Source organism: Paenibacillus wynnii (assembly GCF_030812855.1).
Taxonomy (GTDB): Bacteria; Bacillota; Bacilli; order Paenibacillales; family Paenibacillaceae; genus Paenibacillus_AQ; species Paenibacillus_AQ wynnii_A.
On the sequence record NZ_JAUSTK010000031.1, the window covers coordinates 26939 to 43192 of the forward strand.

At 44.9% G+C, this 16254-nt stretch carries 10 protein-coding genes; all 10 read right to left on the reverse strand.

Going from position 1 to position 16254, the window contains the following annotated elements; translation table 11 throughout:
- Positions 1 to 339: 339 nt before the first annotated feature.
- On the reverse strand, positions 340 to 1791 hold the full coding sequence (locus J2T20_RS21780; protein ID WP_307591488.1) for an ABC transporter substrate-binding protein: 1452 nt from the start codon (positions 1789 to 1791) through the stop codon (positions 340 to 342).
- Between the two features lie 132 nt (positions 1792 to 1923).
- Positions 1924 to 2796, reverse strand: coding sequence for a carbohydrate ABC transporter permease (locus J2T20_RS21785; protein WP_307591490.1), 873 nt, complete (start codon positions 2794 to 2796; stop codon positions 1924 to 1926).
- Between the two features lies 1 nt (position 2797).
- Complete coding sequence (locus J2T20_RS21790) at positions 2798 to 3703, reverse strand: carbohydrate ABC transporter permease (protein ID WP_373457842.1); 906 nt, start codon at positions 3701 to 3703, stop codon at positions 2798 to 2800.
- Between the two features lie 135 nt (positions 3704 to 3838).
- Positions 3839 to 5167, reverse strand: coding sequence for a response regulator transcription factor (locus J2T20_RS21795; RefSeq protein WP_307591494.1), 1329 nt, complete (start codon positions 5165 to 5167; stop codon positions 3839 to 3841).
- An 18-nt stretch (positions 5168 to 5185) separates the two neighbouring features.
- Positions 5186 to 6973 carry a cache domain-containing sensor histidine kinase gene (locus J2T20_RS21800; RefSeq protein ID WP_307591496.1) on the reverse strand — a complete coding sequence of 596 codons (1788 nt, stop codon included), beginning with the start codon at positions 6971 to 6973 and terminating at the stop codon, positions 5186 to 5188.
- 1581 nt (positions 6974 to 8554) lie between these two features.
- Positions 8555 to 9775, reverse strand: a complete 1221-nt coding sequence (gene hmpA / locus J2T20_RS21805) for an NO-inducible flavohemoprotein (RefSeq protein WP_307591498.1) — start codon at positions 9773 to 9775, stop codon at positions 8555 to 8557.
- Between the two features lie 115 nt (positions 9776 to 9890).
- Positions 9891 to 10694, reverse strand: a complete 804-nt coding sequence (locus J2T20_RS21810; protein WP_307591541.1) for an alpha/beta hydrolase — start codon at positions 10692 to 10694, stop codon at positions 9891 to 9893.
- 222 nt (positions 10695 to 10916) lie between these two features.
- Complete coding sequence (gene pgmB / locus J2T20_RS21815; protein WP_307591501.1) at positions 10917 to 11549, reverse strand: beta-phosphoglucomutase; 633 nt, start codon at positions 11547 to 11549, stop codon at positions 10917 to 10919.
- Between the two features lie 20 nt (positions 11550 to 11569).
- Entirely contained in the window at positions 11570 to 13843 is a 2274-nt protein-coding gene (locus J2T20_RS21820; RefSeq protein ID WP_307591503.1) for a glycosyl hydrolase family 65 protein, read from the reverse strand.
- Positions 13840 to 16146, reverse strand: coding sequence for a glycoside hydrolase family 65 protein (locus J2T20_RS21825; RefSeq protein ID WP_307591505.1), 2307 nt, complete (start codon positions 16144 to 16146; stop codon positions 13840 to 13842). The genes J2T20_RS21820 and J2T20_RS21825 overlap by 4 nt, the downstream gene beginning before the upstream one ends.
- Positions 16147 to 16254: the final 108 nt, after the last annotated feature.

The following is a 16254-nucleotide window of genomic DNA, read 5'->3' on the forward strand; positions in this document are numbered from 1 at the left end:
AATCTTTCACATACTATAAATTTTTTTTGATTTGTTTTCAAAGCGCTTACATTCGATCATAATAAGGATTTATTTACATTTTTTATGAATAAATTTGCCATCAAACTTCACTTTGTGAAGTGAGCCCTGTCATTTATTGTTGCTTTTTCGGGAAAATATGATATCCGTATATTCCCACTGATTTAGTAAGCTTAAGTTATTCTTAAGAAAAAACTCCTTCTATTATTCCTTGGGTTTTTGCCTATCATAATATTAGGGCTTTCTATTATCAGCCCAGAACATACCAAAAACCGACTCTGATAAGGAGTCGGTTTTTGGTATTCATCATGCTCTAGTCAGCTACTGAACTTTAATGGTATCAAAGAATTTCTCTTGTACAATTTTAGCGGCATTATCCAACTGTGTTTTGGAATCTGTACCTTTTTTGGAGAACAGCTCCTGAATTTCATTAGACATCGTAGCATAGTAGTCCTGAGTGTTATATTGGGCTTCAGGCTTACCGTCGAGCAGAGCCATAATGTCAGGACTATATTGGTATACATTATCGAACTTGTCATAAACCGCTTTGGTTTTCTTGCCAAACTCGGAATCCGCTGAGTAGTAGTCAAGAAGCGGCGGTATGAAGTATTTGCCGTCCGTTGTACGTTGTTGGAGAATAGCTTCAAGAGCTTCCAGACCTTTATCAGAGAAATAATCGAAAGTAATATAACGGAAAGCCATCTCTTGTTCGTCTTTGGTTGCATTTGGATTGATAACAAGATAGTCCCCACCGAGTACACCTGTATGCTTGCCGCCCTTTTCAGCCGCAGGCATCGGATAAGTCAGCACATCCTCAGGCTTCAATCCACCTTGATTCAAGGCTTGCTCAATAACGCCGTCAGAACCAGCTATAACCATTGCGGTACGTCCTTGCTGGAAGGCGCCAACCGCGTCGCCCCAACCAAGTGCCCAGTCCTGAGGAATAGCATTGGCTTCCCATCTCAGCTTTTTGTAGAAATCTAAAGCTTTAACACCTGCATCAGAGTTGAAGGTTGCAACCACCTTGCCTCCTTCAATCTTCTGGATTTCTCCGCCTGCTTCAAACAGGAAGTTAGTCCAGTTCCAGCCGGCTTCGTTCCCTTTACCCATAGGAGCGATACCCGAAATCCCTTTCTTGGGATCAGCTACTCCTTTGGCTGTATTCAGCATATCTTCCCAAGTCCAGTCCATGGAAGGAACAGCTACACCTTTGTCATCAAGCATTTTCTTATTAATCATCGTGGTCGTAACGTAACCCTTTTGTGTCACACCGAAAACCTTACCGTCAACGATGAATTGATTTTGCAGAACCGGATTGATTTGATTTTTGAATTCATAGTTATTCCACAGATCAGTTACATCGGCAACCCAGCCTTTTTCTACGAGGAATTTGGCTTCTGTTGCATAAGTATTGAAGAAAGTAGGCGCTTCGTTTGCAGCCATCTTCACACCGATTTCGCTTACATTGTACTGCCAGTCATCTTTAACAATCTCAACGTTCGGATATTCTGCTTGGAATCGTTTGATCTTGTCGTCTTCCTGTGTTCTCATTTCAGTCAGGTCAGGTGTAGGATAGTGAATCTTGATCGTCACTTTCCTCTTCGTGATATCATCCTCTGCCGGAGCATTTGTAGGTGCATCGGTAGCCGTGTTAGTCACCGCCGGTGCATTATTACCTTCCTTATTCTCCGCTGCATTGTTGTTCCCGCCGCAAGCCGACAAGAGCGAGCCTGTCACAAGAAAGCATAGCAGCATGCTGGAAAATTTACGCATTGAAACTCCCCTTTTCAATTCATAATTATCTTACAACTTCATCATAAAAGAGAAAACGTTTCCAAACGAGGTGTATTTATATTCCTTTCATGTGCAGGTTTACGATTCGCATGTCAATCTGACATCCTCTGATTATCCCTTAACCGCCGACAAAGCAACCCCGCGCATAATGAATTTCTGGAAGATCAGGAATACGATAACCGGAGGTAAGGTGACGATAAACAAAATGGCAAACTTGATATTCGTATTGAGTGCTCTCACATTAATTACGTATTTATATACAGCTGTTGCGAGTGTGTACTTTTCCTCAGAGTGCATAACCAGCGATGGCCAGAACCAGTCATTCCAAGCTGTTGAGAAAATGAATATGGCCAGTGTTGCAAAGATCGGGATCGACAAGGGTACAGCGATGGTGAAAAAGCTTCTTGGCTCCGAGGCGCCATCGATCCGCGCAGCTTCAAATATCTCGGGGTGAATGCCGTCAAAGAAATTTTTCAGCAGTAGGAAGTAAAAGGTGTTCGCACCCGCCGGCAGCCAGAACGCCGCATACTGATTCAGCAGTCCCAGTTCCTTTAAGTTGACGAAGTTCGGAATCATGTAGCTGGTTGCCGGAATAAACAAAGTCATCAAGAAGAAGAAATAGAAAGCTTTTTTATAAGGGACATTCATACGGGAGATGCTAAATGAAGCCATTCCCAGCACTACAAGCGTAACTATCATGTTGCCTGCAAAAATATAAAGTGTATTCCGCAGGAACATCGGCAGATCAATATACTCCATCGCTTTGGATAAATTCTCGAAATGCCATTCCTGCGGAATAAGGTGCGGCGGGAAGGAATTCACTTCCTGATTGGACTTTAACCCGTTGAACATCGTCATACTGATCGGGTACAGCATTGTGAATACCATAATGATAATGACGAGAACCATAATGCCATAGACGATTTTATTGCTTGTTTTTTTCAAATCATGCTCTGAAAGAATACCTCTATCTGCGCTCTTCATCCTAGTTATCCTCCTTGTTAAGCTTGAACTGTAAAATGCCCAAACCGCCGAGGACAATGAACATCAGCATGCCAAGCGCCGTAGCTGTTCCATAATCTAACCTTGTAAATGCGTATTTCACAATCAGCAGAGCGTAGGTCAGCGTTGTATTGTTAGGACCACCGTCCAAGAGTGCCATCTGGGATTGATAACCCTGAGAAGTAGCGATAATCTGCAATATCAGCATCAAAATGATCAGATTACGCATCGAAGGCAATGTAATATGACGAATCCGGGCCCACACTCCTGCACCGTCTATCTCCGCTGCTTCATACCAGTCTCTCGGTATACTGAGCACAGCGGCCAGATATATCAGCATCCCTGATCCGAACTGCTGCCAGGTTTCCATAAAGACAAGCGAGATCATCGACCATTTGGGTTCTGTAAGAAAAGAAATCTGATCTAATCCGAGCGTCGTTAGCAACGCGTTAATGGGCCCAACCGGATCATACAGCCATCTCCACAGACCATATAACACGACACCCGGCACAACAAAAGGCAGATAAGCCGCGACCCGTACAAAACCTCCGAATTTGCGCAGTTCTGAAATGGCTATGGCGAAGGCAATCGGAACCCAGAAACCAATGATCAGACAGAGGACCATATAATACAAAGTGTTCTTAACAGCCTTCAAAACATCAGGATCGCTCAAAGCCCTGGAGTAATTATCCAAACCGACAAAATGGTTTCCTTTGACGAAGTCCACATAATAGAAGCTGTAAAGAAAGCCCTTGAAAATAGGAACCCACATAAACATGATAAAGATAATAATCGCGGGCACGAGGAACATATATCCCCAAAAGTTTTTCTTCCAACGGTTTTGCTTATAGGGCTTGCTTTCCGGTATAGCTGGATGCTGCTCAATCATTGATGCAGTTTGGTTCATCAGGCTCCCTCTTTCCTTTTTCTTTCAGCATCTTTGTACAAAATGCCTTCCTACCTAAATTGTAGAAAAAGAGGGTTGTACTGAACATGTCTAAATCTACCGCAATGATGAGTGTTCTTACTTCTTCAAATCACTGGGGCTGATCCCGTAATATTTTTTGAATATTTTGCTAAAATGCTCCGGCGATTCATAGCCCACCTTCTCCGCAATCTCGTACCGCCGTAAATCTGTATTCAAAATCATCTCACGGCTCTCTTCCATCCGGAGCTTGATTACGTATTCCCACAAGTTGAAGCCGGTATTTTTCTTGAAAAGGTAGCTGAGATAGTTGGGGCTTACATGATTTTTCTTAGCCACCTCGTGGATAGTCAATCCCTTTTGCGTATAATTCTCCTCGATGTATTCCTTGGCCTTCTGCACAATAAGGTTGCTGCGGGTATGCAGTTCCTCTGCGGAGGGGTCCGCGGTATAGTTGTTCCAGTTAAAATCTCCATAGTAAAACACATAGTGGTCGCTGTGCTCCTCGTTCCATAGAATCGCTTTGGAGGCTTGGCGGTTTAGAACATCCATGAATGAAATCCCTTTTAGAATCTGACTTATGCCCACGACACAATTGACATGCAAATATTTATGTATATTAAAATGAAGGCTGCGGCCCAGAATATCCAGCCTGTTAATTTGACCTGCCGCTGTTTCCGCATAACTCTGTTCATCCCACTGAATGATGACCGATATTTCTTCATCCGGTGAATAAAAGGCGATGGATTTCCATTCCTGATCCAAAAGCTCCTTGGCAATATTCAGCGCGGCGTAGCGCAGGAGAAGCCCGTCCCGTGCACTGTATTTTTTGTTCGCAGCGTCCGCAGTCAGCGGAGCTTTAATCTTGATAATCGAGAAAAAAGGGCCCTGCAAGCCCAATGCATCCAATTTCTCCAAAGAACTTTGGTTGCTAAGCACAGAGGTACTGTCAAGGAGCAGCAAGTTCAACAGCTCACTATATTCAGGAAGCGGCTCCTCCAGGTGGAAATACTCTCCCATGCCAGGTGTGAAAGTAGCTAGCTCCGGTGACGGTTTACCCATTTTAAGCAGAACATTACGTACGGAATCCAAAAATTGCTCGCTGTTAAGCGGCTTGATTAAATAATCCTTGGCTCCAAGGCGTACGGCCATCTGGGCATATTGAAAGGTTTCGTGAGCGGAGATGACAATCGTCTGGACCCACGGCTTCGCCAGCTTCGCATGCTGCATCAACTCAATTCCACTCATCGCCCCCATCTGGATATCGGTGACCAGCAGATCGATGTCTTCCATCCGAATACAATCCAATGCCTCAAACCCGCTAAGCGCGGTATAGATATGACCGATATCCAATCCGGAAGAAGCTAATAAGCTGCTCAGTCCTTTGCAAATTAGCGGTTCGTCATCCACAACCAAAATGTTATACATAGGTGTTTCTCCTTTACTCTAAATTTCCGATGTCGGGAGCTTAACGGTTACAATAGTACCTCCCGTGTCACGTTGATCATAGCTGATTCCATAATCAGGCCCAAAATGCAGCTGAATACGCTGATTTATATTGCGGATGCCGTATCCGCTGAGCGGATTGGGCTCCTCATCGCTCAACAATTTACCTATAGATTCATAATCCACTGGTTTATATCCGTTATCTTCAATGGTAATGATAATGCTCCCGTCCCGCCGGGAAGCGCTGATGATGATTACCCCGTCTTCCGCCATATTTTTAACACCGTGGATAATTGCATTCTCTATAAGGGGTTGCAAGGTGATCTTTGGAATGAGATGAAGCTTGGTGTCAGCCTCGATATTCCAGACTACCTCAAAGACATAATCGTAACGAAGCTGCTGCAGCTTGATATACGCAGAGGCATGTTCCAGCTCTTCCTCTAGTGTAATGAGCTCTCGTCCACGACTCAGACTGATTTTCATCAACTTAGAAAGCTCCTTGATCATCTCGGCAGATTCGACATTACCTTCGAGTGAGCTTTTCCAATAGATGCTTTCCAGCGTGTTATACAGTAAATGGGGGTTGATCTGCTGATAGAGAAGCTGCAGTTGTGATTCCTTCTGCTTCAATTCCATTTGATATTTATAAGTAATCAAACCGTTTAGTCTTCGGGCCATATCATAAGTAGATCCAATCAGCACACTTACTTCATCATTGCTCCCCCGCCGCGGTGTCTCAGGAACCCGATTGCCTGGTTCGTATTTGCGGACGAAAAAAGCAAGCTTTTGCAGCGGTGTCATAAGTGAACGCCAGAAATAGGTGATAATAATAAGTCCGAACAAGGCATAAGCAACGGTTATGTATTGAATAACCCGTTTCATTTCGTTCTGCTGTTGCAATAGTGCTTTGACGGGTATTTTATAGATGAGCTTCTGTCCAAGAGCATGATTATTATTGACGACGTATATAAAGTCAGAGGTAATCACATCCAAGGTGCCCTCAGGATCTCCCGTCTTGATGTCCTCCGGTAAAGTAATGACCTCACCTGTAACGTCTGAAGTAGAAGCCAGTACGCGGTTATTCGAGTCCGTCAGATAGATTTCTCCATCCGGCAAGGAGATGTTTTTGAGCGATTCTCCGATTTTGGATTCCATTTTGGTTACAACCAGCACCCCGATCGTTCCGGTACCCTTATAAATGTTGTTCACCGCTCTAACATACGTAAGAGTCTTCAGGTTCTCGGCCTGCGGACTCAGTTTTTCCACGAACATCAGGTAGCCGCGCCCTTTTTGCTCCACTGCATGTTTGAACCAGTACGGCTCTTCTCCTTTGGTAAAGAAATAAACCCCTGACTTTTTGAGTTGAGGGAAATTCGGCGCGAAAAAGTAATACTCCTGTGGATCATAGATATAGAGGGAATAATAAATGCCGTCCTTCCGCTCCACTTCCTGCGAGTAGCTGGCCAAGAGCTTTTCCATGGTCTCATATCGCTTTACCCGTTCTAGAACCGGATCATTTCCGGTCATATTAATCTGCTGCAAAATAGGATTCTGGATAACTGTCGATGTGATTTTGTTGACGGTCTCAATATCCCTGTTAATTATAGTAAAATTCTGCTTGTTCAACTCCACATAAGCATTGGTTACATGACGCTTGAGAATTTGCTCGGCCTTCATATTTCCGTAGCTATTCAGTATCAATATTGGCGAAATCATAATCAGAAACAGCAATATAAGCTGCTGCTTTACGTTCAACTTCACAAGCGGCTTTATCAGCCCAGCCAACATCCTATCCACCTCCGGCTTCAATACTATAACAAAGCGTAAAGCGCTTACCTATGTTTATTTTAAAGTTTATTATGTTTATTTGTATGTAGTATTTTTCTGTTGGCGGGGTGTTATATGGCAGGTGATCAGGTCGTCACTACGTAGAGTGTTTGGACTTTCGGCCGCTGTTGTCTCCGGATTTTTTTTGATTTTGACCGCTTTTAGCGGATAAAATCCGGAGACAAAGGCGGACGCTGCCGCTCCTACAGTTCCAAACCTCCACTTCGTGACTCCTATCACCTGGCTTCTATAAAGCCGCAAACAGAAAAAAGATTTGGGGCAGGTGGTTCGGTCCATGTGATTTCACATGAGACCTCACTAATGCTAAAACAAGAGATTTTTGGAACAAAGGCGGGCGCTAACGCCACTACAGTTCCAAACCTCCCAAATACAAAAGACTGGGGAAAAGGATTATCGGTCCATGTTTCACATGGTACCCATTATTAGAACTATATAAATTGTACTAAAGATTTACTCCTTGGGAATTGGGAATGTAATAGTAACTATGGAGTATGTTTAGACTTTGAGTTTCCAACCGTGAGAGGCCTTACGAAGATGTTTAGGAGTTCATATAGGACCAAGCGGTGAGAACCACTCACAGATTTGTTTGTTCTCTAGTAACTGATAATGATAATTACAAGTTTGTTTTAGAACCAGTTTGCTACGAGGACTCTGTACCTGTCATAAATAAAGTTTAGAGGGAAAGCTTCCCTGTAAATCATAAATAAAACCGTTTAATCAACATATAGAGGGAAAAAATCCCTATAAATTCAACAAAATTATCTATATTGTACTAAAACCTGATATTAGAGGGGAAGATTCCCTCTAAATAAAACCAAAGGGTTTTAATCCTTAAATTAGCAGGAAAAATTCCTTCTAAAGAAGCTGAAGAAAAAAAATTCAAAGAGCGAGAAGGAACGAAAGGTAATATGAAAACCATAGGAGCGGTAGCAAGCGCCTTGTATCCGAATTAACGTTACTACGTTTATGAGAAGCATCAATACGAACCTGTTGGAAGTTAATGATGGGCTTTGAATTCACCTGTAAATCAAAAGTTCAGTCTATATAGCAAGCTATGACTTACAGGATTATGGCGGGCGTTGCTAAGTCCTCCACTTCGTGACTCTTATCATTTGGTTTGTTAAGAGCCAGATGATAAGAAGGTCAGTACAAATAACTTTTCACCCTACTCTTCACCTCAGCTAGAGGTAAAGGTGAGCCATAGTTCCTGAATGAACAAAGAAATCGCTCCTTGTGAAATGGTTAGGTGGAACTCCATTTTCCAATGAGCGATTTATTTTTACTATATTTGAGAAAGATTTTTATGTTTGGCTCCCTCTGAAATTAGCGGAGAGCACGGAACGATTGTGGAAAAGCGGCAGCGGTCGCCCAAAAGTTTTCCAAAGGAAAACTAGCTTCGAAAGCATAAGTACTCTCCGGATTTTTACCGTTAAGGGGAATGAAAAAAATCTGGAGAGCACAGCGATTGGAGCAACGGTCCGTTCGCGGAGCGGCTACACAGAATATCTTAGTAATCCAAACTTAGCCCTCTAAAGCCGCAGCCGGGCCAAAGAATTCAAAATGAATATCACTTGCAGGAACTTCCCACTCTTTTAACGCGCTGTTCACAGCCTTCATAAATGGCAAAGGTCCGCAGAAGTAGAACGCAGCATCTTTGGATGGAATCTTGCTTTGCAGCCAAGGAAGGTCAATGAAGCCCGCTTTATGATAGGCATCCCCCTCTTGATCTTCCGCCGTTGGAGCTTCGTAGCACCAGGAGGCTGAGATCTGAGGGTTCTTACGCGCCAGCAGTTCGACCTCTTTCCGAAGTGCATGAGACAAGCCGTTCCGAGCCGCATGAATAAAAGTAACTTGCTGATCCGGTTCAGTCTCAGCCAAAGTGTTCAGCATACTAACCATAGGTGTTAATCCTACCCCACCGCTTATAAGTACAACGGGTCTCTTATCTTCGCGGTTCAATACAAATTCGCCCGCTGGAGCGGATAACAACAAGGTCCCGCCTTCCTTCACATGCTCATGCAGATATTGAGATACTTTTCCTGCCGGCTGATCTTCAAACGCATCTTCACGCTTCACAGAAATACGATAATAGGATTTGCCGGGTGCTTCGGAAAGGCTATATTGACGGATATGTGTATTGCTTTCTCCAGGGATATCGAGCTTTACACTGATATACTGTCCTGGTTCGAAGGAGGCAATCGCTTGACCATCCTCGGGAACCAGATAAAAAGAGGTAATTACATCGCTCTCTTGGATCTTGCGTTCTACACGGAAAGCTCTGAAATCAGCCCACCCGCCTGTTTGATTTTCAGCTTGCTTATACATTTGATCTTCAACGCCGATAAAAGCCCCCGCGATCATTCCATAGGCTTCAGCCCATGCTTCAAGGATCTCATCGGTTGCTGCATCCCCGAGCACTTCTTTTATCGCTGCCAGAAGATATTTCCCTACGATTGGATAATGCTCTGCCTGAATGCCGAGACTCCGATGCTTATGGGCAATCTGCTTCACCACCGGTAGAATTTCCTCTAGACGGTCAATATATTTGGCTGCGGCATAAACCGCATTAGCCAATGCAGCCTGCTGCCTGCCCTGCTTTTGGTTCGCGTGATTAAAAATGTTCAAAAGCTCCGGATGATTCGTAAACAGCATTTGATAGAATTGTGTTGTGATAGCTGTACCATGGACCTCTAGAACAGGTACGGTTGATTTGATCGTGTTGATTGTTTTTTCACTTAACATACGAATCCCTCCACTTCTATTATCCTTAACCTGTGTTTAAGTATAAAAGAAGCAGGTTTACAATTAGTGATCCTAGTCACATTAAAAACAAACATTTGTGACAAATGTCACAGTGTTATTCTCTGGTATATAGGTTCATTCGAAGCCATGAAGCGCAAGCATCGGTCCAGCCCTTAACATGATGATCCTGATCTGCCAATCCAAGCCCGTGATAACCATGCGCATAAACGTGAAGGTCGAATGGAACACCATGACGCCTTAATGCAGTTGCAAAGATAAGACTGTTCTCAACTGGGACATCATCATCATCAGAGGTATGCCACAAAAAGACCGGGGGAGTATCTGCTCCCACCTGAAGCTCACTGCTTAGAAGATTTACCAACTCTGCTTCGGGAGAAATGCCCAGCAGGTTTTCTTTTGAACCCTGGTGTCCGTATTCATCCTGCATCGAGATTACAGGGTAGCAAAGAATCATCAAGTCAGGGCGGCTGGATTGGCGCTCTATCGGATCGTTTGCTTCAGTGTTCCCCATATCAAATAACATACCGGCTGTCGAGGCTAGATGTCCCCCTGCAGAGAATCCCAAAATCCCTATTCGTCCTTTATCCACCCGGAATTGTTCGGCTTGATGTCGAACCGTCCGAATCGCCCGCTGCGCATCCTGCAAGGCACGGGGATACCGGTATGGAGCTACACGGTAACGGAGTACGAATGCAGAAATGCCAAGCGTGTTCAACCATCTCGCTATCGGTTCACCTTCATGATCTGCCCGCATCCCATAACCGCCGCCCGGACATATGACTACAGCAGCATTACTGTCTCCTTCTACCAAAAACGGTTCAATAGCCGGACAATCCTCATCGCCAATACCCTCCGCACCCGGAGCCCCCTCGGGCCATAATAGCAGCATGTTCTTCATCATCTCTCAAACTTCCCTTCAATAGATAGTCTGCAGAATTGGTAGATCAAAGCAATCTTACATCATAAGAAATCCGTATTTCAAGAGATTCACCTAACTCGGCTACAAAACAATTCATACAAGAAGAAATATAAGAAAAGTATACTTTAAACTTATACTTTCATATATTTAAAAAAGGCAACGGCCTAACGGCCGTCACCTGAAGTAAATAGTTATTCAAATTCACCCCAATACATGCAACCCAGCAATAACGTTGTCCGCCTCTTTTAGAACCTCAGAACTTCCAATGCCGACAACCTTCATTCCGGCAGCTTTTCCTGCTTGAACACCGGCTTCAGCATCCTCGAACACAACACAGTCTTCCGGTTGCAGCTTCAGCCCTGCACAGGCCATAAGAAATACCTCAGGATCCGGCTTGGCTAGAGACACCTTATTTCCATCAATAACAACATCAAATAAATCTGTAATGTTAAGTTTATCAAGTATGAATTCTGCATTTTTACTCGCAGACCCAAGTGCTATACCTATCCCATTCTCCCTAAGATCGGTTAAGTATTTTCTTACACCAGGCAGTAGCTCTGACTCGTCAAGTGTCGAAATGTATTCTATATACCGACGATTTTTCTTCTCTGCCATCGCAATCTTCTGCTCTTCGGAGATTTCAACACCACCGATCTCCAGCAAAATATCCAGCGACCTCATCCGGCTCACGCCCTTTAGCCGTTCATTGTGCTCTTCTGTAAACTCGAAGCCAAGTTCCTCAGCAAGTGAGCGCCAAGCTAGAAAGTGGTATTTCGCGGTATCCACGATGACACCGTCCAGATCGAAGATAGCGCCTTTCATATGTTCCAACATTATGTTTATTTCCTCTCTGTTTATGAATATCGGATCTGCAACTGTGCGCCTGGATGACATACTTCTCCTTGTCCGCCAGATACAACAAAATTTAAGGCTGACTGATTATCAGCGGAAGCCTGAATAGTGATCTCATCACGCCCGACATGTAGACGGTAGGTTCCACCCCGCAGAACAACAGGCAACTCCACGGACTCCCATTGCTTAGGCATTGAGGGATTCAGGTGAACATCCTCCCCATTAAAATACAGTCCTGCAAAACCCAGAACAGCGGCCATCCAAGCCCCTCCATTCGCCGCCGGATGAGTGCCTCCGATATATAGGTCGCCTACATACTGCTTGGACTCCCCTGTTAAGTCCACCGTGGCTGTTCGCATAAAATAAGGGTAGCCCCAATCGGGAGCCCCAATATCTGCGGCAACCAATGCATATATACATGGACTAAGGCTGGAGCCATGCTCGGTACGAGGCTCATAAAATTCCCAATTCGCTTTTTTAACTTCTTGCGTGAAGGAATGTTTGAAGAGGTTCAGCATGAGCACGACGTCAGCTTGCTTCAGAATCGTTGTGGTCGTAGCGAGTCCATTCCCGCCGCCCCAATACTCATGTTTGTTCAGGACGCGAGATTTCAGATTAGTCAGATCAACCTCTTCCAGAGTAAAATAGCGGTCAAACTGCTCAATCACAAGGCTCTCAGCGTTAGGCTGCGGAACATAGAAATGCTCCAGCATCTCCTGAAATTCCGGCAGGAATGGTCCCTCTTTGAAGGTATCATTCAAAGTTTCAAACGCTGACAGGTGATTTGTTCTGAGATAATCGGCTGCTTGTAAAGCAATCTCGAGCGTTTCTTTTACCAAAGCGTTCGTAAAGGCATTATTATTCACCCGCTCATGGTATTCGTCAGGCCCGGTCACATCCAAGATCTCATAGCGGCCTTTTACAGGATTGTAATACGCATAGGAATAAAAGAATCTAGCACATTCCCATATCACTTCTGCCCCGCCGTCCGTCAAAAGACTGTAGTCACCTGTGAATTGTACATACTGCCATATACCATGCACCACATCGGCGCTGATATGAACCTGTTTGTCACGAAAGTAAGTACGCATGGGTCGTCCGGTGAAGACATCATTAACATTAAACAAGGTGCAGGCATCATCACCTGTATCCTGGCTTTCCCAAGCGTAAAAAGCACCCAAAAATCCATATTCGGCAGCTTTACGCTTTGCACCTTCCAAGGTATGAACCCGGTACATCATCAAATTCCGGGCAGTAGCAGGGTCACTGTGCAGGAAAAAAGGAAGTATGAACATCTCCGTATCCCAGAACACTGCACCCTTATAGACTTGCCCGGACAATCCCCTTGCCGGAATGGACACCTTTTCCGAATGAGTAGGGGCTATAATCAACAACTGATAAATACTGTATCTTAAAGCGAACTGGGCTTCCTGATCCCCTTCAATAATGACATCGGATCGAGACCACTTGTCTTCCCATTTCCGTTGGTGGGCCCCGAGTAGGACTTCATAACCTATATTTACAGCAGCGTTAACCGTTGTTATCGCCTCATTAACGGGAGGCTCTGTACCGTCCAAACCGCTAAAAACGGACACATACTTATACCAAGTATAAGTGACTCCCGCCTGTGCATTAAAAGTGAGATGACGAAGGAGAGAAGACACATCGAAGCTCTGTTCCCCAAAACCGAACACGGCCAGTTCCGCTACAGCCACCGGAACCTTAAGTTCCCCCGTTATAGCTGTGGATATCAGAACATTATCCATTAAATTTCCCTGCTGGTCATTCAGATGGGGCCCGTTAATATCCCAGACGTCATCGTCAATTCCTGTTCGAATAACTACGGCACAATCACGGGTTGCACACAAAGTTAATTTGCTCACCAATAGATGAAGATTATCCATGCTGGCAAAACGATCTGCCGTATACGTAACTGTGCCTCCGTCAAGCCTTTTGTAAACCGTCTCCCGGCGGTGAATGGCACTGCGTATATCAAGCTCCTGTCTGTGCGACACCACCTCCTGTTCAATCACAGTCAGAGGTTCTCCATCGCATAGTAAGGTTGTGAATAACCCATTTGGGGCATTGACAGGCTCACGCCACTGTTGACCGGCTTTGTCATACAAACCTGCCAAGGTGACGGCAACCAGCTCCTCCTTACCAAATTCCTCAAGTGTGCCGCGATAGCCCATATATCCGTTCCCGATCATAAACTTGTTACCGTTCGTCGTTACACGTGCAAGATCGAACCCCGACTCCTCCACTGTCCAGTTCAATAGACTGCCATCCCCTCACCCAATACAAGTTCCGCTCCGGCAGCATTAACAAGAACCTTTTGTCCATATACTAAGACTTCTGTACTTCCGCCTGATACAGCTTTAAGACATACTTGGTTCTGAGCTACTTCCACTTGCAGTAATACTCCCTCGTATAGGACTTGGAAGCTGTAAGATGTCCATTGCTCCGGCAGAGAGGGCTGGAACGAAAGTACTGAACCGTCCGAGCGCATGCCTCCAAAGCCATACACAATATTCATCCAAGCGGCTGCAATCGATGTGGTATGAAGGCCTTCACGCGTGTTGCGGTTGTAATTATCCAGATCCAGCCGGGTTGCGAACTCAAAGAACTTATAAGCTTCATCAGGCTTGCCGATTTCCGCTGCCAGTATCGAATGAATAGAAGGCGATAAAGAGGACTCATGGATGCATCTCGGCTCGTAATATTCATAGTTGGCAAGCTTGGATTCCTTAGAGAACTGTCCGCTGTATAAGAACATGAACATTAATACATCCGGTTGCTTGATCATGTCGTAACGATACAATCGGTCATAGGACCAATTCGAGTACAGCGGGAATTCCGTAACCGGAATAGAGTGAATGTCCATATGCGGCATATCAAAAAATCCATCATGTTCTTCATATACACCGCTTTCCGGATCCTGCGGTATGCGCATTCGTGCTGCTTTATCACTCCAGTCTTCCAATTCTTGTTCTTCTAGGCCGGTTTTAGTTGTAAGCTCGGCAAAGGCTTCTGGTGCTGCTAGCTTCATCTCCCGAATACTATCCAGCGTATATTCAAATGACTTTTTGGCCATCAGATTGATATAGCAATTGTTATTAACCATCAATTGGAACTCATCCGGGCCCATAACACCGTAGTAGCCGTACTCCCCGCTCCGTTGACCCCATTGACCGCGTGTAGCATAGAAACGGCTGATCTGGATCAACATTTCCACACCTTTACTGAACAAGAAGTCCCGATCTCCAGTGATGTTAACATAGTGCCATATTCCGTAGGAGACAGCCGTGCCTACGTGCAGCTGTAAGTTGGAGTGCTGCCATAGATCACAGCTTTCGGTTCCATCTATAGTAGCGATAGGATAACAAGCACCTTCGCAATCCACCTCTATCGCACGCTGCATAGCTTGGGAAAGAGTTTTGTACCGGAACTCTAATAGGCTTTTCGCCGCTTTGGGATTGTTGAACATATAGAAGGGAAGGCAATAGGATTCCGTATCCCAAAAGGCCAAACCGCGGTACACTTCACCTGTCAGCCCTTTAGCGCTAATGTTGAAACCCGGATGATCTCCGTGGTAGGTCTGATAGAGCTGAAAGATACAAAAACGGATGCCCTGCTGGTTCTCAGGATCTCCTTCGATGTGAATATCGCTGGTCTCCCATATGCTCCTCCAATAGGATGCCTGATCCGCAAAAACAACGGATGCCTCCAGCTTCCCGGTTGTTGAGGCCAACTTCATCCCTTCCTGCCACAGCTCGTCTGCCGACTTGGAGGAATCCGTATCGGAACAATTGACAGCAAGTTTAGTAAAGTGTGTCGACTCGCCTTGGGTCAGCTCCATGCTGAAGCTTTGTCCGATAAATTTATCCCTTTCTACCCGAGTGGTATTCAATGTCTGAGGAGCTTGCAGGGTGAAGGCGGAGAACAGCTTGTTTCCTGTGTTCACTGTGCTTGCCATAATGGCTGTTACTTCATCGGATTCACTGCTGCGGAGGCCATTCCACATATTCTCGCCCCGCTCCTCGTGAATAATTCCAAAATCCAGACCGGAGCACACTTCGATATTTCCTGAGAAGTTAAGCGGCTTGAACGTTACCTGCTGTAGACCTAAATGGGTCATGGTCATACTGACCAGTCGAGTAAAGGTAACATGAAGGCTTTTACCACTTTCTAGATGCCAGACCAGTTCCCTCTGATACGTCCCCTTCTGGAAATCAAGCCGCCGGGTATAATCCGAAATCTTACTGCGGGCCAGATCCAACGTTTCCCCCTCTAATGAAATTCGCGTGTATAGCCAATCTACAGAATTCACCATGTAACGAAGCGAAGTAATAATGCCTTTATAATGTTTGCCGATATCCAATTGTTCATTAAGACCATTGAAATAACTGCCGAGCAGCATATCACCGCTATACCCTTCTTCAGCATATCCCCGTACACCCATATACTCATTTCCAAGTGAAAAAATAGATTCTGAGGTTCGGTTCCGTTCCGGATCAAAGCCCTCTTCAATAATTGCCCACGGATCTACTTTTAAATATTTGTCCGCTACTTTAGCCATGTATGATTTCTCCTTCGTCTTGGGTTCTGCTCACTCCCAAGGATAGCTCTAGAGCTAGAAGTAGCCAATGTGCTGAAATCATCCGTTTATGTCTATTTATACGGAGTT